The 25,958-nt window shown below is 48.2% G+C and carries 27 protein-coding genes; 4 read left to right on the forward strand and 23 right to left on the reverse strand.

All coding sequences use genetic code 11. From position 1 onward, the window contains the following. Positions 1–259: 259 nt before the first annotated feature. The 7 genes from AB1K83_RS09430 to AB1K83_RS09460 form a co-directional block, all read right to left on the reverse strand. Entirely contained in the window at positions 260–1,177 is a 918-nt protein-coding gene (locus tag AB1K83_RS09430; RefSeq protein ID WP_413057939.1) for a DMT family transporter, read from the reverse strand. Between the two features lie 338 nt (positions 1,178–1,515). After that, positions 1,516–2,637: a polysaccharide deacetylase family protein gene (locus AB1K83_RS09435; RefSeq protein WP_413057940.1), complete on the reverse strand. Its 1,122-nt coding sequence runs from the start codon at positions 2,635–2,637 to the stop codon at positions 1,516–1,518. Between the two features lie 87 nt (positions 2,638–2,724). Then, positions 2,725–3,342, reverse strand: coding sequence for a PolC-type DNA polymerase III (locus AB1K83_RS09440; protein ID WP_413057941.1), 618 nt, complete (start codon positions 3,340–3,342; stop codon positions 2,725–2,727). Between the two features lie 121 nt (positions 3,343–3,463). Then, positions 3,464–4,762, reverse strand: coding sequence for an efflux RND transporter periplasmic adaptor subunit (locus AB1K83_RS09445; RefSeq protein WP_413057942.1), 1,299 nt, complete (start codon positions 4,760–4,762; stop codon positions 3,464–3,466). Next, complete coding sequence (locus AB1K83_RS09450) at positions 4,759–5,451, reverse strand: hypothetical protein (protein WP_413057943.1); 693 nt, start codon at positions 5,449–5,451, stop codon at positions 4,759–4,761. Before AB1K83_RS09450 ends, AB1K83_RS09445 begins: the two co-directional genes overlap by 4 nt. Before the next feature lie 901 nt (positions 5,452–6,352). After that, positions 6,353–6,802, reverse strand: coding sequence for a transcriptional regulator (locus AB1K83_RS09455; protein ID WP_413057944.1), 450 nt, complete (start codon positions 6,800–6,802; stop codon positions 6,353–6,355). Between the two features lie 127 nt (positions 6,803–6,929). After that, on the reverse strand, positions 6,930–7,289 hold the full coding sequence (locus tag AB1K83_RS09460; protein ID WP_413057945.1) for a hypothetical protein: 360 nt from the start codon (positions 7,287–7,289) through the stop codon (positions 6,930–6,932). A 189-nt stretch (positions 7,290–7,478) separates the two neighbouring features. Between AB1K83_RS09460 and AB1K83_RS09465 the strand changes: the two genes are divergently transcribed. From AB1K83_RS09465 to AB1K83_RS09475, 3 genes are all read left to right on the forward strand, one after another. Further along, positions 7,479–7,928: a helix-turn-helix domain-containing protein gene (locus AB1K83_RS09465; protein ID WP_413057946.1), complete on the forward strand. Its 450-nt coding sequence runs from the start codon at positions 7,479–7,481 to the stop codon at positions 7,926–7,928. 72 nt (positions 7,929–8,000) lie between these two features. Then, complete coding sequence (locus AB1K83_RS09470; RefSeq protein ID WP_413057947.1) at positions 8,001–9,575, forward strand: hypothetical protein; 1,575 nt, start codon at positions 8,001–8,003, stop codon at positions 9,573–9,575. Next, positions 9,572–12,307 (forward strand): DEAD/DEAH box helicase, encoded by a 2,736-nt coding sequence (locus tag AB1K83_RS09475; protein ID WP_413057948.1) that lies wholly within the window; start codon positions 9,572–9,574, stop codon positions 12,305–12,307. Before AB1K83_RS09470 ends, AB1K83_RS09475 begins: the two co-directional genes overlap by 4 nt. On the opposite strand, the gene AB1K83_RS09480 is transcribed toward AB1K83_RS09475, so the two are convergent. After that, positions 12,301–12,462 (reverse strand): hypothetical protein, encoded by a 162-nt coding sequence (locus tag AB1K83_RS09480; RefSeq protein WP_413057949.1) that lies wholly within the window; start codon positions 12,460–12,462, stop codon positions 12,301–12,303. The two genes, AB1K83_RS09475 and AB1K83_RS09480, sit on opposite strands and share 7 nt — an antisense overlap. Positions 12,463–12,794: 332 nt before the next feature. After that, a complete protein-coding gene (locus AB1K83_RS09485; protein WP_413057950.1) occupies positions 12,795–13,235 on the reverse strand; it encodes a single-stranded DNA-binding protein in 441 nt (146 codons plus the stop codon). 263 nt (positions 13,236–13,498) lie between these two features. On the opposite strand from AB1K83_RS09485, the gene AB1K83_RS09490 reads away from it, so the two are divergent. Then, positions 13,499–13,936 carry a YwpF family protein gene (locus AB1K83_RS09490; protein WP_413057951.1) on the forward strand — a complete coding sequence of 146 codons (438 nt, stop codon included), beginning with the start codon at positions 13,499–13,501 and terminating at the stop codon, positions 13,934–13,936. Positions 13,937–14,369: 433 nt separating this feature from the next. Here the strand turns inward: AB1K83_RS09490 and AB1K83_RS09495 are convergent, their stop codons facing one another. The 14 genes from AB1K83_RS09495 to AB1K83_RS09560 form a co-directional block, all read right to left on the reverse strand. Continuing rightward, complete coding sequence (locus AB1K83_RS09495) at positions 14,370–15,320, reverse strand: nuclease-related domain-containing protein (RefSeq protein ID WP_413057952.1); 951 nt, start codon at positions 15,318–15,320, stop codon at positions 14,370–14,372. A 466-nt stretch (positions 15,321–15,786) separates the two neighbouring features. Continuing rightward, on the reverse strand, positions 15,787–16,158 hold the full coding sequence (locus AB1K83_RS09500) for a hypothetical protein (protein ID WP_413057953.1): 372 nt from the start codon (positions 16,156–16,158) through the stop codon (positions 15,787–15,789). 124 nt (positions 16,159–16,282) lie between these two features. Beyond that, entirely contained in the window at positions 16,283–16,675 is a 393-nt protein-coding gene (locus AB1K83_RS09505; RefSeq protein ID WP_413057954.1) for a hypothetical protein, read from the reverse strand. 90 nt (positions 16,676–16,765) lie between these two features. Further along, a complete protein-coding gene (fabZ, locus tag AB1K83_RS09510; RefSeq protein ID WP_413057955.1) occupies positions 16,766–17,203 on the reverse strand; it encodes a 3-hydroxyacyl-ACP dehydratase FabZ in 438 nt (145 codons plus the stop codon). Between the two features lie 58 nt (positions 17,204–17,261). Next, positions 17,262–17,591: a DNA-directed RNA polymerase subunit beta gene (locus AB1K83_RS09515; RefSeq protein WP_413057956.1), complete on the reverse strand. Its 330-nt coding sequence runs from the start codon at positions 17,589–17,591 to the stop codon at positions 17,262–17,264. 230 nt (positions 17,592–17,821) lie between these two features. Beyond that, a complete protein-coding gene (locus AB1K83_RS09520) occupies positions 17,822–18,661 on the reverse strand; it encodes a flagellar hook-basal body protein (RefSeq protein WP_413057957.1) in 840 nt (279 codons plus the stop codon). Between the two features lie 31 nt (positions 18,662–18,692). Next, the gene (locus tag AB1K83_RS09525) at positions 18,693–19,532 is read right to left on the reverse strand and encodes a flagellar hook-basal body protein (protein WP_413057958.1); all 840 of its coding nucleotides are present in this window, start codon (positions 19,530–19,532) and stop codon (positions 18,693–18,695) included. Between the two features lie 78 nt (positions 19,533–19,610). Continuing rightward, positions 19,611–20,603, reverse strand: a complete 993-nt coding sequence (locus tag AB1K83_RS09530) for a rod shape-determining protein (protein ID WP_413057959.1) — start codon at positions 20,601–20,603, stop codon at positions 19,611–19,613. 183 nt (positions 20,604–20,786) lie between these two features. After that, positions 20,787–21,056, reverse strand: coding sequence for a sporulation transcriptional regulator SpoIIID (locus AB1K83_RS09535; RefSeq protein ID WP_413057960.1), 270 nt, complete (start codon positions 21,054–21,056; stop codon positions 20,787–20,789). Between the two features lie 155 nt (positions 21,057–21,211). Beyond that, positions 21,212–21,874, reverse strand: a complete 663-nt coding sequence (locus tag AB1K83_RS09540; RefSeq protein ID WP_413057961.1) for a peptidoglycan DD-metalloendopeptidase family protein — start codon at positions 21,872–21,874, stop codon at positions 21,212–21,214. A 10-nt stretch (positions 21,875–21,884) separates the two neighbouring features. Then, entirely contained in the window at positions 21,885–22,853 is a 969-nt protein-coding gene (gene spoIID, locus AB1K83_RS09545) for a stage II sporulation protein D (RefSeq protein WP_413057962.1), read from the reverse strand. 559 nt (positions 22,854–23,412) lie between these two features. Then, positions 23,413–24,708, reverse strand: a complete 1,296-nt coding sequence (gene murA / locus AB1K83_RS09550) for a UDP-N-acetylglucosamine 1-carboxyvinyltransferase (protein WP_413057963.1) — start codon at positions 24,706–24,708, stop codon at positions 23,413–23,415. Positions 24,709–25,052: 344 nt separating this feature from the next. Next, positions 25,053–25,277, reverse strand: a complete 225-nt coding sequence (locus tag AB1K83_RS09555; protein ID WP_413057964.1) for a DUF1146 family protein — start codon at positions 25,275–25,277, stop codon at positions 25,053–25,055. A 145-nt stretch (positions 25,278–25,422) separates the two neighbouring features. Then, on the reverse strand, positions 25,423–25,827 hold the full coding sequence (locus AB1K83_RS09560) for a F0F1 ATP synthase subunit epsilon (protein ID WP_413057965.1): 405 nt from the start codon (positions 25,825–25,827) through the stop codon (positions 25,423–25,425). Between the last annotated feature and the right edge of the window lie 131 nt (positions 25,828–25,958).

Consider the following 25,958-nt stretch of genomic DNA (forward strand, 5'->3'; position numbering starts at 1 on the left):
TGCAGGCTTCCAAAAGAATAAACTTATCTTATCTGATCCACGTCTTCTTATGAAGGTGTGGATCTTTTGACGCTTACAAACATTTCTGCACCGCCTCACAACGTTTCCTCTCTACTTCAAAACGTTACCGAAACACTTCATAACATTTGCAGTGGACCTCAAAACGGTTCTGCCCCCCCTCATAACGTTTCCTCTGTACTTCGAAACGTTACCGAAATACCTCGAAACGAAAAAACCGAATTGCCCTCGCTTCCCCAGGTCAATTCGGTTCGATCAATTCTTTCTTCTCCTTACGTTTCTTCCACAAATCCTCTGCGGCGCCTGATCCTAGGATAACGCCTGTGACGATCAATACTAGCCCGACTAGGTGGCGGGCGGTGATGAGTTCGCCGAGGAAGATGGCGGATCCGATCAGGGAGAACAGGGTGTTCAGATTGATGAAGATAGCGGCTTTGGACGGGCCGACTTGTCCGACGGAGTAGTTGTAGAGCATATGTCCGACGGCGGTTCCGAAGATGGCGCTTGCCACGATGCCGAGCCAGAAGACCGGCGGAACCGTGGCGAACGCTCGAATTTCACCGGGTTCCTGGATGAGACTGATCACGAATAGCATCAGGCTTCCGAAAAAAAGCATGTACGCGGTCAGCAGGCGTGGATCCAACGTTTTGGCGGCCTTGGCGATGACCAGGAATGAAAGCACTTGGGTTATGATGGCTATAAAAATGAATGCATCGCCTAATGCGAGTCCGGTTACGCCGCCGCTTGCCAGGACGACGGAGCTGACACCCGCGAGACCGAAGGCCAATCCGAGCCATTGAATTTTCGATGGATAGTTTCGTAGGATCACCGCGACGGAAACGGCAGTAAGAAGTGGCCCAGTCCCCAGAATGAGGCCTGCGTTGGTTCCGGTGGTGCGGACGAGCCCGATGTTCAGGAAATAATGGTGCAGAACAACATTCAATAGCGAGCCGAGGAGGACGAATTTCCATTCGCTACGGGTTGGCAGGCGGACAAGTTTTAAGGCCGACAGGATGATGAATACGGTGATGGCGGCCATGAAGATTCGTAGACTCGTCATTGTTACTGGACTGACGACGGTGATGAGGTATTTGAGGAGCGGCAGATTGAATCCCCATATGAACATGGCGATGGTGAGCAGGCTGTATATTTTCCACATTGGAGGCCCTCCCCCTTTCTAGGTTTGTTGTCTCTTGGTTGATTATACAGGAAAGGTAACTTGGATAGCAGATTCGTGCACCGGGTGTTGAGGAACTTCGAAATATTTTGACTAAACTTCACAATATTCTCGTACTGCCTAGAAACATTTCTACTCAACCTCACAATGTTCTCGCACTTCCTCGAAACACTTCTAGCCAACTTCACAACACACCCACATCACCTCGAAACGTTTCTACCAAACCTCGCAACGCTCAAACACCACTTCAAAACATTCCCTCAAAACCTCACAACATCCCAACCCACACCCTCAACACAAAAACCGCCCTTCAGGCGGTTTCACAGTTTACTGTCCTTATGAAAGTTCTGCATCACATGATGGTCAGGTTCATACTTCTTAATCGTATACCCCTGCGCTTGGAGCCATTCAATAATAGCCGGCAGGGCTTTGGCGGATTGGCTGCGGTCGTGCATTAGGATGATGATGTCGCGGTCACCGGATTTGTAGGCTTTTTCGACGCCGACTTGGACGTTTTTCAGAATGGCATCGGTTTGTTTGTCGGTGTATTTCCAGTCGTTCGAGTCGACGTCCCAGTCCCACATTTTGTAGCTGCGTTTATTGAGTTCCACTCGCATGGCGGGAGTGACGTGAGGTTTGCTGCCGTACGGGACACGCAGCAATTTGGAGTCCTGGCCTGTCATCGTTTGGATGAGCTGGATCCCTTCATTCATTTCCGTCATGAAGCTTTTGGTGGATTTATAGATGTTGTCTTTGTCGTGAGTCATGCTGTGGCTGCCGATGTAATGGCCGCCCGCAGCGGTCGCCTTGACGATCTTTTCGTTGTTTTTCATATGTTTACCAACGAAAAAGAATGTTCCTTGGACGTTGTTCTTTTCGAGTGTCGCCGTGTTAAGGGTCGTGTATTGATTTGGCCCGTCGTCGAATGTCAGGTAGACGTTCGCTTTGATGGCTGGCTTTTTATTCAACAAGGCTTGGATTTGTTTTTCGTAGTCCGTGTGGGACATATGTGGGTAGTCATCCCGATAGATCCGAAGCGTTTTCAGTTTTGGAAAGTACTCGATTTTGAAGCCGACTTCCTTTGCGATATAGATGACACTGATGTATAGCTTGCCATCGACTTCGGTGATGGGCGCCCCTTTTTGTTCCACTCCGTTTTTGGTCGTTTGCTTCGTTTTGTAGTCGTAGCTGATGTCGAAGCCCCGTTTCCGGATGTGCATGGCACCGTCCTCTTCCGATAAGGGAAGATATAGATACTTCGCGATATCTGCCAGCGGGACTTTTGTATTGTTGTCTATGACGCGTACGTCTTCAATCGGCAGGAGACGATCATGCAGTCCGACATACCGGTCTTGTTTTCTTTCTGCCGCCTCGCCCGTCAACATTCCGATACCAAAACTGATGATGAACGCAAAACACATTGCCCACACTCTTTCCTTCATTTCCTAGCCCTCATTTCCCATTGTTATCTCTTTTCTATCATCATAGCATTTGGGGCATCGTCGATAGAATAGAGTATGGGAAATTTTTTAGATATTCCGGCTGAAGCAATATTGATAGATGGCAGCCGTCGCTAGGCAATCCCCTATCGCATCGTGGGCGTCGTGTTCCAGTTGTAGGAATTGGGTCAAGGTCGTCAGTTTGTGGTTCGGTGTTTGAGTAATCGTTTTCCGGGCCAGTTTGACTGTGTCGATCACTCTATACTGCGGAATTTCGACGCCTTCGATGCTATCGAGTGCATACAGGAAGCCCATATCGAATGATGCGTTATGGGCGACAATCGGCAAATCCTCGAGGAAATCCAACAGTTCCGGTAACTTCATTTCAATGGTTGGAGCGAATTTAACCATTTCGTTTGAGATTCCTGTCAATCGGGTGATGGTGTCGGAAATATGGCGTTGCGGATTAATGAAGGAATTGAGCATGTCGACTTGTTCGTGATCTTTATATTTGATGGCCCCAATCTGGATGATCCGATCAGCTCCCGCTCGCAGGCCTGTTGTTTCAAAATCAAGAACGACATAATCGCTTGCCAAAATGGGCGAGTTCGTATATTTTTTATTTCTCGCCGCTCTTCGGGCCCCCCAGTTTTGTTGTAACGGCTTTCTTTCTAATAAATCAATGGCGCGCTGACTTGCATTGGTCATTATTTCACATCCTTTTGTTGGAAAATCTCTTGTTGTTAATAGTTATTCTTTCTATTACCCTACTTTCCTTCCTTTTACCCTCCAATTACGAAGAAAAATCCCCGCGTGAGCAGGGATTTTATTATTTCAGAACCATATACTCAATATAATTTCTCCAGCCGAACGCCTTCCATTCCGACTTGGTCGGGACATCGGTTGGCATAGGGAGGAATATACGCGGGTCGCCTTTATATTTTCGTAATGCTTCTGCGGACACGACAACATCGCCCAACTGGAGTCCTTGTGTTACGACCGCCCGGGATTTCCAACTGAACGGCGTCGTAACATTCACTTTCTTGGCAAAGCCTTCATTGTCGATCACCCATGTGGATGCTTGGCCATTTAATTTATTCACAAGCCAGCTTTCCTTCACGGAAATAGAATCCGGTGCTTCATTCACCATGACGACCGCATTCAGGTTCACCCCAAACGGCGTCGTTTCCAGATCCGTTTCGGCCATGATCCGCACTTCATAGTAAGCAAGCGGATTTTTCACTTTCTCGGAGCCGAGCGCTTGATAGGCATCCAGCCAACGGTTCGGAATGGCAGGTGTTTGGGAGACGGATAGGACCGTACCGACGACTGCGGTTCCGAGATTGCTCCCTTGGACGAGCACCCGGTCCCCCTGCTCGATCTGCTGCCATTCCTCATTAGTCGCATAGGTGACGACCACTTTTTGGGAACTATAAATATCGACAGCGATGGTGGAACCGGTCCGCATCACATGGGATATGACCCCTTCCACTGGACTGACCAACGCCGGATGGGACGGGTTTTGCGCCAGCTGTGTTTCAACAACGACGAGCTGCCTTTCGATGTCCGCCAATTCCTGGTCAGCCGCCGCGATTGCTTGGGCATAAGAGCCATCCTGTTTGACATCAACTTGCACGTCTACGTTCAGTCCGACTTCAACGCTTGTATCTTCATTGCTTTCCTTGGCATTATCCGACCTACGGACATTGGACGAGCTGTCGGATTTAGCCGAATCTCGGTCGGATTCGAGTGAGTTCATCAAGCTTACAACTGCCGACTTTTGCGTCATGAGCGCTTCGCGTTCCGCCTCCCAGACGGCACGCTGCCCTTCCGCTCGTGCAGTTTGCAACGTGGCGATTTCATCACCCGGATAGACGTAGTCGCCTTCCTTCACTTCCCAGGTGTCAACCACCTCGTCTGCACTGACATAGACGGTGTACACTTCCATTGGAGCGACCAGGCCCTCTTTCGCCAGTTTTTCGCTATGCTCCCCGCTTGTCATATGTTCGTATTGATTGACATAGATTGATTTCGGAATGACACTTTTCGAGGAAAACAGCAAATAGAGGTTGCATGCAAGAAATGCGCTGATTCCGACAGCAACTAGAAGATTCATCGTTCTATTCATTCACCGACACCCCTTCCGACGAGCGAGTGGAACCATTCCTCGACCGGAATGAAACCGACGGCTGCTGTAATGAGAGCCATTGCTACATGCAGCCCGATCAGGACGGGCAGCATTCGATACCAGTCGTTTTCACTCGGATAGGAACGGATGAAACGGTACTGGATACCCACGATTGCGGCTCCCGTCACGGTCAATTGGTTCAGGAAATAAATGATGTACCAGTTATCGAGAAAGGTGTTTGCCAACGGCCCGAATGACAGAAATGACACTGAGGTCGTCTCTCCTTGCAATGCGAAGACCAAAAACACGAGTAATTTTTCAATTAACAGGAGTCCCGTCGCGAGTAATTGCAAGGGCAACAGCTGTTTGAATGGGATCGAGGTGATGCGGTGAAGTATGTATGCGACTCCCCAATAGTGGAAGGCCATGTAAAGAATGGCCCATAGCAGGATGCCGAACAGTGAAACGTAACGGGCGATCGTGTAATCGACAATTGTCATTGTCGATAGGAGCGCTGTCAGTTTTTCTGTGTTCATTCCCCATATTTCGCGGGTTGCGAACAACAACACACCGAGTAGGAAGACCGCTACGACTCGCTTCCGGTAGCTGTGCATCGTGGAAGTTTGCAACTGGGCCGCTAACTCATGCGGACTCACGAGGTATCGCCAAAATCTGTAATCAAAGAACATGCCATGATCCCTTCCTGCTGCCAATGGGCTAAATTAGTAATTGCGCTCACGTGAGCGATGTTAGTTTCGATATTTCCGCTACTGTCATTCTAGCAAAATATGCAGGATTTGCAATGTTTGCGGGTCGTGGGGCGTATTGGAGGCTATAGGGATTTTGGAGCGATTTTTTTAAGATGAAAGGGTTTTGGCTCGTTTCGGGGTAAGTGTTTTGGAAATATTTTGTAAAGCGAATTTTTGTGCCAAGCTGGTTTACCATCCAAGCTAGTTGGCTATCCTAATCATAGAACACGATTCCCGGGAGATCCCCCCTTTATTTCCCGGGAAATCGACAAAGGGGCGATTTTTTATGAATAAAGACGAAAAGTTCGTACTCACTTGGCAGGATTTCCTGTTCGGTTTGACAGGATCTACGATATTTGTAATAGGATTGCATTTTTTGACGAGATGACGGGGTTTTGAGCAGGACGAGTTTTGGGGTTATGGGCGGTTGATGGGAGATATGAGCGCGTTCTCGAGAGTTATGATCGCTTGTTGATTGTTATAAGCGCTTCTCCGGACTTATCATCGCTGGATGAAAGTTATGGGCGTTTCTTCAGACTTATCATCACTGGATGAAAGTTATAAGCGCTTTTCCAGACTTATCATCGCTGGATGAATGTTATGAGCTGCTCTACAGACTTATCATCACTTGCGGGGAGTTATGGGCTTTTCTTCGGAATTATGTTCGCTCCCACGTATTTATGAGCGGCTGCGGAAAGATATGAGCGCTTCTCTCAAAATATGATCGGTTGAGGAGAATTATAAGCGCCTGCCCCAGTTATGACCCATTTAAAATACAAAAAACAAAACACCTACCGGTAAATTACACGACAGGTGTTTTATTATGGGCTTATTTTCAATGTTACTGCATTCCTTCCGTCAGTTCGTTGAATAGTTGTCGGTCATTGGTTTCGAGTGCGAAGTCGATCATGCGCCATTTGTTTTCCATTTCTAATTGTACGATGATTCCTTCCGCTTCTTTCGCTACTTCTTTCGGCATCACGGAATCTGTTGCGATTTCTACCACCCCCTCGAGTATGGTTGACAAGTGTACGTGGAGATCCGAGATAAGTAGCAACTGATAAAGTGGTAGGCGTATGAAACGGCTTCCCCGTTGGAAGACAAACACTTCTCCCAGGTTTTCGACTTGTAGGCTATTCAGGTTGACTACAATTTCCTTTCCCTCCGACGGTATGAATTGAAAGACTTCTTCCCCTTTCAGGATGGAGAAGTATTGGTATGCAAACACAAGGCGGAGTCGAAAATCCTCTTGACTCATCAGGAATGGCTTCATGCGTTGAACGGTTAGCATCTTTCTCCCCTCCTTCATCGAATATTCCGATTATTAGTATTCTATCACAATTGTGTCCAATGTGTGAGTGGAATCGCTTACAAATCGTTCAATTCGTAGGGATGTCGCGTTGGATTGATGAAGCCTTTTACGTTTTCTCTTCTATTATATGCTGCGGCGGGCGTTCCATGACATATGACATCTGTTTCGGGAGAAAATCCCACTGTAAGGTAGAGAGCAGCTCAAAGATCCAGCGGTGTCCATCTCCTGCACTCCCACTTCTTCTTTGGAACGTGATTTTGTCGTTTTCCAAATCGAAGGACACCAGCTGAAAGTGGACATTGCCGTACGTCAAGGAGCTTATGTATAACCTCTTTTCCTCCGGCAGAAAAACCGCATTCATCTCTGGTAGCATTTCTTTTAAAAGCTTGGCACGCTCCCCTTTGCATCCTCTTTTATTTTCCAATAAATTTCTTAAATTGGGTACATACAGTTCAAATTTTTCCACCCTCTCACTCCTCTTCGCTTGTGAATAAATAATCAATTTAAAATTAAACAAATATACCTACTATTCTTGCATTTATTGGTTATTTTTATTATAAAACCAACAATTCTTTAATTCGACTCAACGATTTGTTGGTTTTACCCCTCTTTCTTTATTTCTTGCGTACGGTTGTGGAAAAAAGGGGATGTCACTATGCATTTCGGACAACAATTCAGAGAATATCGGGAAGAATATTTACACATGCGACAAAAAGAAGCAGCCTATAGATTAAACCTCTCCCCGGAAACCTTATCGAACTATGAACGGAACGAGCGAGGATTTTCAGTAGATCTTCTGCCGGTCGTCCAAAAAACCTTTAATATCCCTACCGATTATTTCATGGCCATGATCATGGGGGAACCCTTGAAATCCGTGCGTGAGGACAAAGAGAACCAACCGATCAAAACGAATGAGCTGAAAGAACGCTATATGGACAGCTTCATCGACCGGCATCGCGAACTTTTTGAGGAGTCCGCTGAGTTGCGGGAGTTTGTAGCATTACTTTCTACGTTGACAGAAAAAGACCGTCGCATTTTCTTGAATTCGAACAAAGCGATGCTTAGTTTGATTTTTAAACGGGATAAAGATCGGAAAGCGGATTAAGTTCTTTTACGGACCATACCGAAAAGCGTTATAATGAAAGGAATGCTTTTCTTAGGGAGTGGTCCGATGCACATGACCGTTGAACGTGTTTCCTATTTACACGAAAAAGAAATTGAAACTTTTCTGGATGAAATCAAACATGCCCTTCGCCCCGATGTCCCGGTAGAAGCGCAAGAAATCCGACGGGCCACGTCCGATGTCCGGCGCAATGCGGTGGGACCCTACCGATTCACTGTAACGCCTGGAGAAATCACTGCGACTGTGACAGAGGAAACGGAAGAACAGGTCCTGCTGTCTTTTCCAAATATGGAAGCGATTTGCACATGCGGACAGCCCGGCTGGTGTTCTCACCGAATCGCCGTCGTGTTCCATCTCTTTTCCCAATTCCATTCGCTCACAGACTGGCTGCACGAATGGCGCGAAATGGAGACGGAGCAAATGGCCTTGTCGGTTTTCGATCGGACGCCGGATGCGTGGATTCAGGTGTTGTCTCGTTTAACCGCCCCGCTTCGTCATTTTGAATTGAAGGAAAATCCCGGGGTCTTCATTCATGAAAGCAATCTTATTGAACAGAAAATGAAGCCGCTCTCCCCTTTTGAATGGGAATGGAAGCCGCTTTTTGAATTATATTACCGACTGCATTTACTGGATGCTGCTTGGCCGTATATTGCCGGACATTTACAGGGGGATAACCTGTCCTTCCATTATGGGAAATGGTATGTGAAAAACTGGTTGTCCGAGCAATTGGAGAAACTGCAAGACTCCGTCCGTTCCATCGGATCCAAACCGAAATTGTTCGAAGCAGATGTATTTCACGACCGATTAAAAGAGATGGTACGGGCGTTTGCTGTGTTCAATGATGAACTATTGAACGAACGTTTTTACGTGTATCGCCTTTTTTGGCAGCAGCTTTTTGTGCAAACTTCTTCCCGCGATGCTGAATTAATAATTCTCCGAAATAACGAAACGGTCGAATCCCGGATGTTTGCCGCGCTATTTTATCTCCTTCAAGGCAACCAGGATGAGTTGAGACAGGCAGTCGCCCAATTGGATGCGGCTCAAGTTCCGGTTTGGCTTCCTTTGGCGGACCTTGCCGAAGAGGAAGAAGAGATCGAGTCGCTGACGATCATTATGGAGGCTTTGCTTCCGCATCTTGGCGAATTTGTCAGCGGCGCCTCCGGTTATGCATACAGTTCTTCCTTCATCCGCCATCTGGACGGCTTATTGGAGACGGCCGATTTTCCGGATGAGGATCGGGAAGCGCTGTTCATCCAATACGGCAAGGCCGGGGTCGATGTCTATGCCGATTTCTTAGTTGAGAGTAATCGGTTTTCGGAATGGGCCGCCTTAATGCATAGATTTCGTGTTACGTATGAGGAGGCCGAAGTGGGCGGTCTAAAGATCGCATTGGCAGAAGATCCTGCTGCTGTGTTGCCCCTCCTTCACACATACGCCATGCGGTTCATTAATGAAAAGAACAGACATAGCTACCGTGCCGCCGTCCGCATTTTTAAAAAGATGAAGGCGGGCTCGAAAAAAAGCGGAAAAGTTGATTTCTGGAACCGCTATATCGATACTGTGCGCGACAAATACCGCCGTCTTCGCGCATTAATGGAAGAAATGGAGAAAGGGAATCTGAATTTATGAACGAAACATTGAACCTTCTACTTCGTCTGGCTATTCAACGGGAGGGGGATCATCTTTTTGCCGTTTCGGCGCAAGACTCGGATGGTTTCGAGGTGGCCTCCGATCAACTCGCATCTTATTTGTTTTTCAATCAAGAGCAAGCTTTGTTTGGTTTGCTCGCCAATGTAACAGAGGACGCGGTCAAAGTTCGGCCAGACCAGCTGCTTTCCACTTTTTCTAAATTGCACCCGTTTGTAAAGGTCGAAGGATTGACAGACAATGACGACGACCTTCTCCATGCCATTCGAGAAGCGGCCTCTGCCTGGTCGAATAATGAGTTATGGGCCCACACTGAAATTGAAGAGGACAAATTCCGAATCCATGCGGAACAGGTCGGGCTGTCGAATGAAGCGGCCGCCTTCATCGAGCTTGCGCTGGAAAGTAAAGTGATGGACCTTGGCATCCATCCCGAACAACTTTCGACCTTACTCCCTCATTTGCAGACATACGGCTGGCCCGATGAATCTACAGGGAATTTGCCGATCCGTGTCGCTTTGCGTTTGACTGAACCGGAAATGGACACCGATTCCGAATGGCTTTTGGAAACCGTTCTAGTGAGTGAAAGAGGGTCGCACTGGGTTCCTGCCGTCCGAAAAAGGGACTCAGCCATTTTGGATGCTCTTCCATCGAAATGGAAGCCGTTTGCGGAGGATATTTTGAAAAGGCAGTCTGAAATGGTGTCCTTCCTCAGCTCAGTGGATGTCTTGCCGGGCGACCGCTTTCTATCATTTGAGATGGCTGATGCCGATGTCCGGATGTTCATTCAAAACGATTTGCCGCTCTTTCAGACGTTCGGATTTCCTGTCATCCTTCCCGCTTGGTTGAAGTCGGTGACTGAATCGAAAATGCGGATTCGGACGACTGCGGGAGTCACTTCTTACAAATCAGCAACCGGTCTGGATGAAGTGCTGTCCTTCGATTGGAGTTTTTCGCTTGCCAACCAGGAAATCGACCGGGAGACGTTCCGCAAGCTCGTCGATGAAAACCGGGAATATATCCGCTCGGGTGATGAGTGGTTCCATATCGATCCCCTTTGGCTACGGAAAATCCGGGAGTTGATGGACCGCGCAGATGCCGGTGAATGGACTGTGAAGGATTTGCTGTTTCAGGAAGTGCCTGAAGAGATCGTCCCCTTGGAAGACGATGACCTTTCGGATGATCCTCTGTTTGCATTCACGATGGGGCAATCGCTTCGCAATTACATGGAAATGCTATCCGATAAAAAGGGATTGCCTGACGCGGGTATTCCCGATGACTTGCATACCAGCTTGCGCCCATATCAAGTGGAAGGTTACAACTGGCTGGTCTTCATGCGTGCGAATCAATTCGGGGCCTGTCTCGCGGATGATATGGGACTCGGGAAAACAGTGCAGCTCATCGCTTATTTGTTGAACGTCCATCGGAAGCAGGAGACGAACTCTCCGTCATTGATCGTCTGCCCGACAAGTGTTCTTGGGAACTGGCAGAAAGAGATCGAGCGGTTTGCCCCTTCGCTCTCGGTCCATACGCATTATGGACCAGCCCGTGCGAAAGAGGACAACTTTAAAATATTATTGGAATCAAAAAAGCCGGATGTCGTGCTGACGACATTTGGGACAGCTTCGCAAGACGGGGAAACGCTCTCCGAAATCGAATTTGCAAGCATCACGCTCGATGAAGCACAAAATATAAAAAACATGCAGACGAAGCAATCGCGCACAATCCGCAAACTGCATGGGCGGCATCATATTGCGTTAACCGGGACACCGATCGAAAATCGGCTGTCCGAACTGTGGGCTATTTTCGATTTCATTCATAAAGGCTATTTCGGAAGCTTCCGCAAGTTCACGGACAATTTCATCATTCCGATCGAGCGGGATGATTCGGAGGTCGACAAACGGAAACTGCGGGCGAAAATCCGGCCGTTTTTATTGCGCCGTACGAAAAATGACCCTGAATTGCAACTGAATTTGCCGAAGAAGCTGGAACAGAATGAGTATTGTCCGTTGACGGCCGAACAGGCTGCGTTGTATGAAAGCTTTCTCGAGGAAACGAAGTTCAAATTGCAGACGCTAACCGGCTTCGAGAAAAAAGGGCTGATATTAAAAATGCTCAGCCGTTTGAAACAATTATGCAACCATCCCGCCTTGTTCCTGAAAGAGCCGACTGCACGCGCGGAACAGCTTCTCGCACGATCGGACAAACTCGACCGGATTGTCACGATGGCTGCCGACATTGCGGATAATGGGGAACAATGCCTCATTTTTACGCAATACATCGGCATGGGGCAGCTGATTCGCCAATGCCTATCGGAACAATACGGCATTGATGTCCCTTTCCTGACGGGCAGCATGCCGAAAGGGCAGCGGGATCATCTTGTCGAGGCATTCCAAAACGGTGAATTCCCCATCTTCCTCTTGTCGTTGAAGGCGGGAGGGACCGGCTTGAATCTGACCCGGGCAAACCACGTCCTGCATGCGGACCGTTGGTGGAATCCAGCTGTCGAAAATCAGGCAACCGACCGGGCCTACCGGATCGGCCAAACAAAGTTCGTACACGTCCATAAGTTTGTGACAATTGGAACGATCGAGGAGAAAATTGATAAAATGCTTGCTGAAAAAGCGGAGCTTTCCGCAGAATTGATCCAGTCGAGCCAGTGGTTGACCGAGCTTTCCGATACTGAGCTGGAGGATCTCTTGTCCTTTGATCATTGACGTCGGGCAAGCGGAATCTTATGTACAGTGGCCGGCCTGTTTTTCCGTCTCTCGTCTTCCAAGTGGCCGATCCGTTCATTGAGGTTTGCGATGATGTTGATCAATTGCCCGATCTGCAGTTCCATCCGAAGAACTTCCTTTTCGATTGTACGCATTTGATACACCCTTCCATTAGTGCCGGATTGGCTGACGGGGGAAGCAGTCTCCCCCGCCAGTTTGTCCGGTTTTTTATTGGCGGAAATACCGCCCCTCTTTGATATAAGCTGTTGTTACCCATTATCACCATGATTCGGACCCCTGATAGTCACGGTTCATGGCGTTTCTAGTTGGCCTCGTCAGATCCCACCCTGTCAAGACCATTTTGTTGCTTATTCCCATCCGTTTCTCTTTCCATTTTCAGTTGTCTTTAACCATACCCGGCTTGCAGACCGGCCCTGCCCTCTCCTTCCTAACGATTCTCGACGACGCTATGTATCTTGGCCGCCGATCAGAAAATCGGTAGTCCTTCCACTTCCTTGTCGGGCAATTGAAAATGTTCTGTTGCATCCTCATTCGTCGACGAAGGCGCTTCGTTAGCATCCGGTTCACCATACAGGTTGTCATGAGTCCGATTTTTTGTCACCAGAAAACGGATATCATCGCCGATAACCTCCGTGACATACACACGTTTCCCATCCGCCCGCTCGTATGTCCTGGACTGGATCCGCCCGCCAACGCCGATCAAAGATCCTTTTCCGCAATGCTTCGCCGTATTTTCCGCTGTCCTTCCCCACACGGTGCACAGAACAAAGTCCGTATCCACCTCTCCCTGTTGGTTCTTAAAATTTCGATTGATGGCTAGCACGAAACTCGTCTGCAGCCGCCCCTCCGAAAATTTCCGCAGGATGGGGTCTTTCGTAAGGCGTCCCACGAGTGCAACCTGGTTCAAGTAAGTCCCTCCCTTCTTTGTGAACTGCCTTCATCATAAGCGGTGAGGCTTCATTCACGCAAAGTCCCATAACGGCGTTTTGCCCCGCTTTTCACTAGCAAATCAGGATTTTGAATGTCGCTTTTTTGGAATGAATTAGCGTTCCATCATACTCTGCCGCCTTTCGCCAATTTTTTCGCTTTATCAGATAATTCGACTTTCGCACATTTTCCTTACCGGATTGGGAGCTATGGTATACTGTAGAAAAAGAGGAGGTGGCGACAATGAAGACGTTTAAAATGTTATCCGTCAGTATTTTGGACGACGATCAAGTGAAGGATTTCCCACTGATTGACGGGATCATCATAAATCAGGAGAACAGCCACCATATGTGGGTCCTTGAATTGTTCATTGATGAAAAATATCAGGAAACGTTTGAAAAGTGGAAGGCCGCCGATGAACTACTGGAAGCCAAAGTGGTCATTTCCTATCCGGAAAACGAGCCGGCTGCCTTCCGCGTTGCCGTGGAAGCGGTCAAAAAAATTGGCGACAATATTTCGGTTTTATTGAAAGGCCGTCTGAAACGGGCCCGCTCCCAATATGCCGAACAACTTCTGGAAGAGCTGATTAGCGAAGGCCTCAACGGCAGCGAACTGCTCCGCCGCTTCGAATCCGACATGCGTTCCCGTCCGCGGTTGAAGAAGGATAAGGAAAAGTTTTGAGATCGTAGTGACCGCCTGGGGAAGGCGGTTTTTTTGTGGGGTGGGAGATTGATAGGGTAAGGGGATGGCGCGGTTATGAGCGGTGGATCTGAGATATGAGCGCTGGGCGGAAGGTATCGACGCTTGAACGGAAGTATCAGCGCTTGAACGGAAGTATCAGCGTTGGGCGGGAGATATCAGCGTTAGAATAGAAGTATCGGCGCTGGATAGAAATTATCAGCGTTAGAACGGAAGTATCAGCGCTGGGCGGAAGTTATCAGCAATTGAATGGAAGTATCAGCGGTGGAAGGAGGTTATAAGCGCTTGAATGGAGGTATCAGCGCTGAAATCGAAATATCAGCGTTGTGCGGAAGTTATCAGCTCTCACGAAGTGGTTTGCTGTTAATTTTAAAAAACGCTTCACACGGAGTGAAGCGCCGAATTATGAGGAGTTTTATTCTTCCAAGACGTAGTGCGCGCCGCGGCGTTCGCCTTTTTTGGAAAGGCCTGAGCCTTGTAACAGCCTTTTGGCGATGTGCGAACTTTCGACGCATGCGAAATTACGGAATTCGCTATTTGTAATTCGTTTACTGACAAGGCAGTTCCAGTCGGCCAATGTATCAAGATGACAAGCCGTACTTGCATAATTGCAATGCGGGCACTGCCATTTCTTCTGAGTCCATTTCATTTCTCGGAAGCCGCAAGAGGGGCAGATGACTCCCGGCAACATATCGTCCCGTGATAAGCTTAGCGTCTCGATCATTGGAAAGGGATCATACTCCTGATGATGATTTCTTAATGAAATAGCTAATCTTTGAATCTCATCTTTGTTTATTAATTCATTTTCCACAGGAATTGTCCTTAGATGATTCGGTACTTCATTCGTAAATAAAATTTTAGTTTCCAGCTCTTCTTCCATCATTAATTCGTTCGTAAAGGCGAAGGCTACTAGTGTTTTGACAGGCAGTTGGATTTTCCTCTCGGCTAGCCAATTTGTAAGTAAGAACTGTTTGCGTTCCAACTCAACGATGGGGCTATTCATCACTTTCCGCTCACCCGTCGGCAACTCGCGGATGAATTGAGTCGGTTTGGACTTGATCAAAATCTTCCCGCCAAAATTTTTCACTTCAAAGATGTAAATAAAGGCAGGGGTAATTAAAATGGAATCCATTTGGAAATAGATTCCTTCCTGTTTTAAGCAAATGTCATGCAGGATGGCGTATGGATAATGGGGTTTGAATTCTTTCATATGCTTGTCAAAATCCTGCTCTCCCCCAAAACCCGCTTTTGAGTTGCGATAGCTTTCCCGGAGCGGTTGATATTTTGCATGATCCGGGTGAAGCCGCCTCATTAAGGCAGCTTGACCAATTAATTTTTTTGGCATCGTTCTTTCTTTGTAAATCATTCTCATCCCTCCCCCTCGAGGTTATCAGACAAGTCTGATATTTAATATGGTTTTCCTCAAAATTGAATTTTGAGGGTTTTACTTATGATCGCTTGACAATAGGTATGAGCGATGGTAGTAACTTATGAGCGGCTGCGGCAAATTATGAGCAATATGCGAGGGGTTATGAGCGGTGCTTCGGAAGTATGATCGCTCCGCAGAACTTATCAGCTGTCGGGACAACTTATGAGCGCCTCTTTCAACTTATGAGCGCTTGCCAAGAATTATCAGCGGTTCTCCGGATGTATCATCGCTCCGCGGGATTTATCAGCGGCCGGAACAACTTATAAGCGCTTCTCTCAACTTATGAGCGGCGAACGGGAATTATGAGTGTTGCAAACGATTTATTATCGCCTCGCTCCAAGTCAACACATACAAAAGGCTGTTCCTCATGATTTCGAGGAACAGCCTTTTGGTCGGCTTGCGGTTAGCGGTTGTTGTTGCCGTTCATGTTGCCACGTGGGGTGGTGGTCGTGTCGCCGTTATCGATGATGCCGTCACGTACCCGGTTGTCATTGCCGTTATCGATGCCGTCGAGGTCAGGTCCAGTTTGGCCGTTCATTCCGTTGTTTCCATTGTTTCCGTTCATTCCATTGTTTCCATTGTTACCATTCAGATCGGGTGTCCAATCTCCTGTCCGGTCATCCAGGTTTTCCATCGGTGTTTCGTTGTTATTCGGCACTGCCCCGTTATTTCCGTTATTTCCGTTCATCCCGTTATTGTCATCATTCCCGTTTAAGTTACAAGCACCGAGGACAAGTCCCGACATGAGAACAAGCGGTAAGGCTTTTTTGAACATGAAAATTCCCTCCTTTCCACAAGCCGTTTATCATACAGACCGTATGATAATTGTAGGTTGGCTCGAAAAGAGGGAATTATCCATCCTTCTGCTGATATTTGAATGAGCGGCCGTCGCAGGCGGCTCAGCGATTATTTTGCATATGGTTTTTCAGTAGGTTTTCCACGTATAATGCTTCGGCTTTACACTCATATTCATAGTGTGTGCCGAGTTCTTCCTGCATGATTTGAATCGTTGCAATTTGTTCTTCGGACGGCGGTTCACTTAAGATGCGCTCGATGATTTCGTTGATGCGGTTGGCCAGGTCTTCATGGAATTTGGGATCCCGTTTCATGGAATCCGGAATTGTATTGTACCAGAGCGCTCTCGTTGTGATGTATTCGCGCCAATTGGCGAAGTAGTCATCGACGCTGAACCGCTCCTCGCTCCATTCGATATCGCTCATATATTGTTCAAACGTTTGTGTAATGGATCTCGTGATACTGCTTTTAATATTGGGAGATAAATCTTTGAACATCCAGTTGTACCCTCCTACTATAAAAGTCGTTGCCTCATAGGCACGACACTGCATTGACCATTGTAACGAAATTTCAAGTTCCTTGCAAATTTAGTTCCCGCTGGCTGGTCCGAGTGCGAATGTCATTTCCGTTTCGCAGGCAATTTCCCCATCGACTGTTGCGACTGCCTTACCTTTTCCGATCGATCCACGCAGCCGGACGATTTCCACTTCCAACCGCAATGTATCACCGGGCGTCACTTGCCGTTTGAAGCGGCAGTTGTCGATTCCTGCGAAAAAAGCGAGCCGTCCTTTGTTTTCCTCTTTTTGCAGCATGGCGACTGCCCCAACCTGTGCAAGCGCTTCCACGATGAGAACTCCGGGCATAACGGGATAGCCTGGGAAATGGCCGTTGAAAAAGTCTTCATTGACAGTCACGTTTTTCAATCCGACCGCCCGTTTGCCTTCTTCGATTTCCAGAATCCGGTCCACAAGCAGGAATGGGTATCGATGCGGAATGATTTCTTGTATTTGACTTGCAGTAAGCATGGCATTTCCTCCTGAGCGTGCGTTATGTATAAAGTTTGTCCAAAAACGAAAGAGCCGTTTACGACTCTTTACCATTCATTATATCAAAAATATGTGTCCATGTTTCTTTTTTAAGCACATCGCTTGGTTGGCCATCTCCAAGATAGCCATAACCGATCATCGCTCCTAGAATGGCTGCGCCCGCCAATAGCAAAAGGACCAGAATGATGCGTAGCCAAATCGGCAAAATCCGGATCTGGACCCATTTCCGGGTCTCCGATGCCTGCTCGGGCTCTTCTATCTTTTTCCGTTCATGACGGGATGCGCGTAACGACCGTTTCGCCGGTGCTTCGGTTTCCAGCCGCTCCCGCTTGACACGATTGGAACCATTCCGTTTTTCATCTGTCATATCCGATACTCCCTAGTTCTCTAATCTCTGGCTGCCGGTAACCGGACATTGCCGAGACCCATCATCCGGGTCATCCGGTCCAAGCATCCCGATGTCTTGGACCGCCACTCTATCGTAACAGACTTTCGCTACTTTTTATTGAAAAATGACTATTTACCTTTATTTAGCGGAAAACTCCCACCTCTATGCAAATACCCAAAGTTGAATCGATGCTTTTGGAAATAAAATGCTTATCGGATGCCGTTGATCAAACCGAGCATCTGGTCTGCCAGCGTCACCGTGCGTGCGTTGAATTGATAGGAACGCTGAACTGAAATCAAATCGGTCATTTCCTTCTCATAATTGACGTTGGATGCCTCGAGTGCCTGGTTTTGCAATCCGATTCCGTTCCGGGCCGCCCCTTGGATCTCAGTGAGGATGTCTGCTTCGGCAATTCCCATATCCGCCAAGTTTTCCGGAAGGGCAAAAGTGGTGGCAGACAGGCGCGTCATGACATTGGGCCGCTCCATCACGGTGACGCCAAGCTCCACTTGTCCTACCATACCATTCACGAACGTCATTTCAAGGATGCCGCCCGGCTGGACTTTGTAGCTTTGGACATTATCCGCAAACGTGATCGGCTGCCCCGCACTGTTTGCGACCGGATAGCCTTCGCCCGTGACGAGCATCAATTGGCCGTTTCCAACCGGAGACACATAGAAATTCCCTTGCCGTGTATAGACAGTCTGAGTGTCCCCGTTTTCCCCGGGCATCAGAATATTAAAATGCTGTTTCGGCTCCGTCAGTGCAAAATCGAGCTCCCGGCCGGTCATTTGCAGAGAGCCGATTTTCCAATTGATCTGCGCTTGTCCAAGGACCGCGCCCGTTCCATAGCGTATGCCAAGCGGCGATTGCCGCGGCGCATTGTCCGCTTTGTCGTTGTTGAATTGCTGATAAAGGAGCTCATGGAAACTTGCATCGCTTGCTTTATAGCCATTTGTATTCGAGTTGGCCAAGTTATTTCCGATAATATCGATTTGATGCTGTAATTGATTTAGCGTATTGGTCGCTGTTGCCATCGTACGGATCATGCGTTAGGACCCCTTTCCATTAAGAAGACATTCACGTGACTCGCCCGACTTCCGTCACGGTCTTTTCCATGCTTCGGTCATAGGCTTGCAGGATCTTTTGATTCGCCTCGAACGCTCGATAGGCAGCGAGCATATCTGTCATCGCCCGGGCCGCATCTACGTTGGAAGCCTCTACATACCGTTGCTGCATCGAGTAAGTGACGCCCGCGACGCCATCCGCAGCCGGCAAATTGCCGCCGCCCTCTTGTACGAATGTTCCGTTACCGAGCTTCATAAGCGTATCAGGACGCTGGGCAAATGAAACACCGAGTGTCGCCACTTCCGTGTTCCCCTCCATGATAACACCTTCACTTGTAATGTGGAAATCATCATTCTGCAGAGCGATGCGCTGACCGTTTTCATCTAATACATAGAATCCATTTGGATGCGTCAGAAAACCGTTCGGACTCAGCGCAAAGTTGCCGTTTTTCGTATAATGCTCCGTGCCGTCCTCGTTCTCCAACCGGAAGAAGATGGCCCCAGGGATCCCTGTCTCCTCATCGGTCGGCAGCTGCCCGTCAATCAAGGCCACATCCGTATTCAACCCCGTTTCCCGCAATTGGCCTTGCGCGAAAAGCGGAAGGGTTTCCTGCATATAGACCCCTGTCGAAATCGAGCCGACCGGCGAGAGGCCTTTCATTTGAAACCCGTTTTTCGTTGGAATCCGGGCCGTTTCAATGCTGGACATGAACATTTCCGGAAAGGACCGGATGACTGACTGATCCGCCTTAAACCCTGGCGTGTTCGCATTTGCAATATTATTCGCCAGCAATTCCGTCTTCCGTTGCTGGGCTATCATCCCCGAACCGACTGTATAAAATCCGCGAAACATAAGCCTGTCCTCCTATTCAACTTGATTCAGCAAGTCTCCAAATTCTTTAAGAGACTCAGTACGCGGAGGCGTAAATGATTAATATGCTGAAACCTTATCCATATTTTCTAATAAAATGCCTGTCCCGATTGCCACGCAATCCAATGGGCTTTCGGCTATGAATACCGGGACTCTCAATTCTTCCGCCAACAGCTGATCAATGCCGTGCAACAGGGCGCCGCCGCCTGTCAAGAAAATTCCGCGGTCGATCGTGTCTGCCGATAGCTCAGGCGGTGTCTTTTCCAAGACATTTTTGGCCGCTTGGACGATCATGTAGACCGATTCCTTGAGCGCTTCCCCGATTTCTTTGGAATTGACCGTGATTGTGCGGGGTAGACCTGTGACTAGATCGCGTCCGCGGATATCCATCTCTTCTTTCCGCCCACCTTGGAAAACGGTGCCGACATTGATTTTGATGTCTTCTGCTGTTCTTTCCCCAATCAGTAATTTATATTCCTTTTTAATATAATTCGTAATATCCGTGTCAAATGTATCTCCTGCCACTTTAATAGATTGTGAGGTGACGATGTCGCCCATCGACAGAACGGCCACATCGGTAGTACCGCCTCCGATATCGATGACCATATTGCCGCTCGGCTGGAAAATGTCCATTCCTGCGCCGACCGCCGACACTTTCGGTTCCTCTTCGAGATAGATTCGTTTCCCACCTGACTTCTCCGCAGCTTGCCGGATCGCCTTCTGTTCGACACTTGTAATATTAGTAGGGCAACAAATGAGGATTCTTGGCTTTGATAAAAACCCTTTGACATTCAATTTATTAATAAAGTGACGAAGCATAGCCTCCGTCACGTCAAAATCTGCAATGACTCCGTCTTTCATCGGCCGGATCGCCACGATATTCCCGGGTGTCCGTCCGACCATCTGTCTTGCCTCTTCGCCCACAGCCAGCACTTTGTTTGTCTTTTTATCTACGGCTACGACCGAGGGTTCATTCAACACAATTCCTTTTCCCTTCACATGAATCAGGACATTGGCTGTGCCAAGGTCTATCCCGATATCTTTTGAAAACATTCCTCATTTGTCCCCTTCCGAAATTCCCGTATATGTACTCTCTTAACAAATAATTTTACCATAGTTATCCGGTAGTGAACATACTTTGGTACCAGTAATCAAGAAAAACTTTGGATATTCACCATTCATTTTTCATCCAAAGCAAAAGGACGGTCGGCACAGTTCACGACACGTCCTTTTTTCCTATTCATCACCTATCTTTTTCGTTTCGTTCATCCATTTGATGCGTGTCGCCTCACCGCCGCGTAGATGTCTGACAGACTTATGGTAGGCCAATATTTTTGCGACTTCCTCCGACAAGGCCGTATCGACATTGGGCAAACGATCCGTGAGATCCTTATGAACCGTGCTCTTGGAATACCCAGTGGCTTTTGCCAGCGCCCGCACTGTAAGTCCCGTTTCTAGCAACATGTTTCCGAGGCGCACGCATCGCCTCCGTATTTGCTCGTGCACGCCCTCTTCCTTTCCTGTCAGCCGTATCTTCCTTCATCTTATGCGGCGAATAGGGCAGGTATGCGGGAATGATGGGATTTGCGGGCGTCATCCGGGGAGAATTTGCAGAAAAGGAAAAAGCCACTCCATTTTTCAATTGGAATGGCCTAGCCTGGTCATTGGAACCCGAGATACGTACGTGGATTCTTCGTCACGCCGTCTTGCTTCACTTCAAAATGTAGGTAGATGCCCGCTTCCGGGTTCCACTCATTTTCAGTTGCTGTTGCGATAGGTTGTCCTTGCACAACTTCCTGATCCGGTTTGACGAGAATACCAGTTAAGGAACCATACGTCGTCTCCATACCGTCAGAGTGGGTGATTGTCACTTCACTGCCCTTGAAAGGATCGTTGATGACTTCTTTTACTTTTCCGCTCATGGCAGCGACCACTTCAAATGGCTCACCCGCCACCGAGATGCACAAGCCTGAATTCGTTACGTATTTTTGATCGAAAACAAGAAGTGCACTTTCCCGCATTTCTTCATCCGCTCCAGCATCATAATATTCATGTAGAATAACTGCGTCATCGAGTAATGTTTCGGCGAATGGGTATTTGAGTGTTTCCTTTCCGGCGTTCGTTTCGACTACGACGGAATCGTTCGGATCTTTGCCCGCCAGGTCGGCTTGATTGGTGGAGTCGTTTTTCATAAATGCGTTATAACCCCAGATCATTCCGACGAAGACAACCGCGATGGCTGAATAAAGGACGGGCCAGAACCAATTGTTTTTCTTTGAACTTTTGTTCTTTTGAGAAGGGGATTTAGGTTTTTCTTCTCGCATTGTCATCACCTCACTTGCTATTATTTGCAAGTGCAGGAGTTTTTAAACACTCGGAATCATCTAAGTTGAATTTTTTTATTTCTGTCCCGGTGTAATAGTGTTGAAGAATCGCTTCCGCTGTCCATCCTTTCTGCGCGTATGCTTCCGCGCCGTATTGGCTCATACCGACCCCATGACCGTATCCTTTCGTGGTGACATGGACGATTTCATTCGTCACGTCATAGGCGATATCAAAATCGGTCGAGGCCAGTCCTAATAAATCCCGCATTTCTCTGCCGCTGATTTCATAACCGGTGGTGACCGCTTTCTGGACGCGACCTGTCGGATTCCGGACTAATTGGAGAGCACGGAAATGGTCGGCACTCCATTGATTGCCCATCGCCCGATTCCATTCGGCAAGTGGCAATTCGGTTTGTCGCTCGAATTGCGGTGCGACAATTTCCTCTCCCACGCTCTCCACGCTTTGCAAGTACGGGATATCGTTGCCGCTAAAATTTTTAGCAGCTTCCGTCTTGCCGTTGGACGTGGAAAAGAACATGGCGGAAATCATCTGATCTTCATATGTCACGATTTCCCCCGCCGTGGCTTCGACGGCGGCGCGCACCTTTTTCTCATTGCGCTTAAACTCTTTCTTCCATCGATCTTTGCGTTTCGCCTCCGTAGCATACACTTGCGCAGACACACCAGCGGCAATTGGCTTCTTTCCGCTCTCCGTCGTGCGCAAGGCATACGTCCTTGCGGCAATGGCTTGCGCTTTCAACGCTTCCGGATGGAAGGTGGCCGGCATCTCCGCCGCCACCACGCCCACCACGTACTCTTCCAAGGGGATCGGTTCCCCAATCCCCTCCACTTGGATGTCGACGGGGCATAATTCTTCTTTCGACTCCTCCGTTAACTGCTTCGTTGGCAACGGCTGTTTCAGTAGAATGGGGATGATAAATAGTATAATGATGAAAAAAACGGTGAGTAGTTTGTCCATGGTTGATTATATGAAATGGGGGTGTGGATTATTCTTTTTGGGAGGGAAGAAGGTTGGGTGTTTGGAGGTGGGGTGGAAGCGTTGGGAGGTTTGGTGAGGACGTTGGGAGGCGGGACGGGAGTTTTGCGAGGTTTGGGGGAAACGTTGGGAGGCCGGATGGGAGCGTTGTGAGGTAATCTTCAGGGTACCTGGTCCCGGTTCAGCGCTCACGCGGGGTTATGAGCGTCTACGTGAAGTTATGAGCGTCTGCGCGGAGTTATAAGCGCACGCACGGAATTATGAGCGCCTGCGCAGAGTTATAAGCGCTTGCGCGGACTTATGAGCGCGTGCGCAGAGTTATCAGCGGGCGCACGGAGTTATGAGCGCATGCGCGAAGTTATCAGCGGCCACGCAAAGTTATCAGCGCACGCACGGAGTTATAAGCGCCTACACAGAGTTATCAGCGCTCGAACGGAATTATGAGCGCTGGCGCGGAGTTATCAGCGCCCACACGGAATTATGGGCGTCCCACGAAGAGGCTCCCTCCCATATAGAAAAAAGCCGCAAGATGCGGCTTTTTTTAAGCGAGTTGTTTAGCTTTTTCTTCTGATGTTTCGGAAATCCGAATGATATCGGCTCCGAGAGCGGCAAGTTTGCCGTGGAAGTTGACGTAGCCACGGTCGAGGTGTTCGAGTTCGGTGACGCGTGTGACACCTTCTGCGACCAGACCCGCCAAAATGAGCGAGGCAGCGGCGCGCAAGTCTGTTGCGGCGACTTCCGCTCCTTGTAATTTGGACGGTCCCATGACGATCACAGAACGTCCTTCGATTTTCACATTTGCATTCATTCGGCGGAATTCCTCGACGTGCATGAACCGGTTTTCAAATACCGTTTCTGTGAGGACACCAGTGCCTTCTGAAGTGAGCATAAGTGCCATCATCTGTGATTGCATGTCAGTCGGGAATCCAGGATGCGGCATCGTTTTCAGATCGACCGCTTTTAATGGATGCTTAGCGGATACACGAATACCTTCATCCAATTCCGTAATGATAACGCCCATCTCGCCCATTTTTGAAATGAGGGCTGCGTTATGTTCCGGAACTGCGTTCTCAATAATGATGTCGCCCCCTGTAATAGCGGCAGCTACCATGAATGTTCCTGTTTCAATCCGGTCAGGTATAATATGATGAGTAGTTCCATATAATTCCGTAACGCCTTCGATTCGGATGGAATCCGTTCCGGCGCCCACCACTTTACCGCCCATTTCATTGATGAAATTCGCTAAATCGACAATTTCCGGCTCTTTCGCCGCATTTTCGATAATAGTCGTGCCTTCAGCCAATGCGGCAGCCGTCATGATGTTCTCCGTCGCTCCTACACTCGGGAAGTCCAAATAAATTTTTGCGCCTTTTAATCCATGTTTCGCTTTCGCTTCGACATGTCCATGGCCAAATGTGATTTCCGCACCCATCGCTTCGAAGCCTTTCAAATGCTGATCGATCGGACGTGATCCGATGGCGCATCCTCCAGGTAAAGCGACTCTCGCAAATCCGTTCCGCGCGAGCAACGGACCCATCACTAAAATGGATGCCCGCATTTTCCGGACATATTCAAAATGTGCCTCTGGCGATAATTCTCCGGATGAATCAATTCTTACCTCGTCATCCTCAGGGGAATACTCCACCTTTGCATGCAGGCTTTTCAACACTTCATTGATCGTGCCGACGTCTGACAAGTTGGGGACATCGCGAATGATGTTTGTGCCTCTCGTGGCAAGTAAAGCTGCCGCAAGAATTGGCAATACTGCATTCTTTGCCCCTTCGACACGGACATTACCTTTCAGTGTCCGCCCACCAGTTATTATAATTTTATCCAAAATAAGCCCCTCCGACTCCAGTGTTGTACATAGACATGATGTCGTCATATATTTCGATTTTTTTCGTCATGATTTTAAGCATAAAAACATATACTATTTTACAGTGCCCTGGCTGAATTAACAAGCTGCCTCCGGGCTATTTTTCCATGTGACTTCTGAGTAGTCTATAATATGTACACATTTGACGATTTGTGTCACCCTTTCAGAAGACATGCCACTCTGTTCCATACATTCCCCAGCTCTTTGAAAAAAAAACCTATAAAATTCCTGCTTCCATACATACCATCGCCCCACATACGGACAGGCCTTTCGTATGTGCGGCGATGCTATGTCCGACCCATTATTCAAATTAAGAATGGAATGCGCCTTGACCAATAGGATATCTCTAAAAAGAAATTCGATACAGCCCAACCGATGGAAATGCTGATTAAGATGAATAAAAGTTGCGCTTGGAAAATCCGGTTTTTCCGGATGATTTTCTCGGGCATAATCGATTGTAGAGCGTAAAACGAAATACCAATAAAGAAAATGTGCGAAACGATTGCCAAAATGGGGTTGTATCCAATCATGCCTGCCACACTCCTTCCACATTTTCCCTCCAATAAAAAGGCGGGCAGAAGATCTACATCCCCTGTCCGCCATGATGAAAGAAATCACTCTGCATTCATCATCCACACTTAAAAAGGTAAGTGTTCTTGGTGAATGAAGATCAATTTATGCTCTCGTTTCGTACACTTTGATTCGATTAATGGCACGCTGTAAAGCAAACTCCATTATTTGGTGTTCTTTTTCATCCGATTTAGCCCGCAGTTTTTCCTCAGCACGTTTAGCCGCCGCTTTTGCGCGTGCTAAATCGATGGAGGCAGCCATTTCTGCACTTTGGGCTAATACGGTAACAACCTCCGGACGGACTTCGATAAAACCGCCGTGCACGGCAACATGTTCTGTCGCACCATCTTTTTTCAGGCGAAGCGCACCGATTTGAAGCGGTGCCACCATAGCGATGTGGCCGGGAAGAATCCCTATTTCGCCCGATTCTGCGGCTGCGATAATCATGTCCGCTTCAGTTTCACAGACAGGGCCGTCGGGAGTGACGATATTGACTTTCATGGTCTTCATTTTTTTTCCTCCTGGTCCCTTTAATCGAAAACGCCTCCGGGTAATCGCGACTGCCGCTTCACTTCCGGTGCAGAAAACAGCATCCCCGGATCAAACAAGGCTATTCCAGCGCGGTGACCGCCAGCCTTGCA

Source organism: Sporosarcina sp. 179-K 3D1 HS, assembly GCF_047228905.1.
Classification (GTDB): domain Bacteria; phylum Bacillota; class Bacilli; order Bacillales_A; family Planococcaceae; genus Sporosarcina.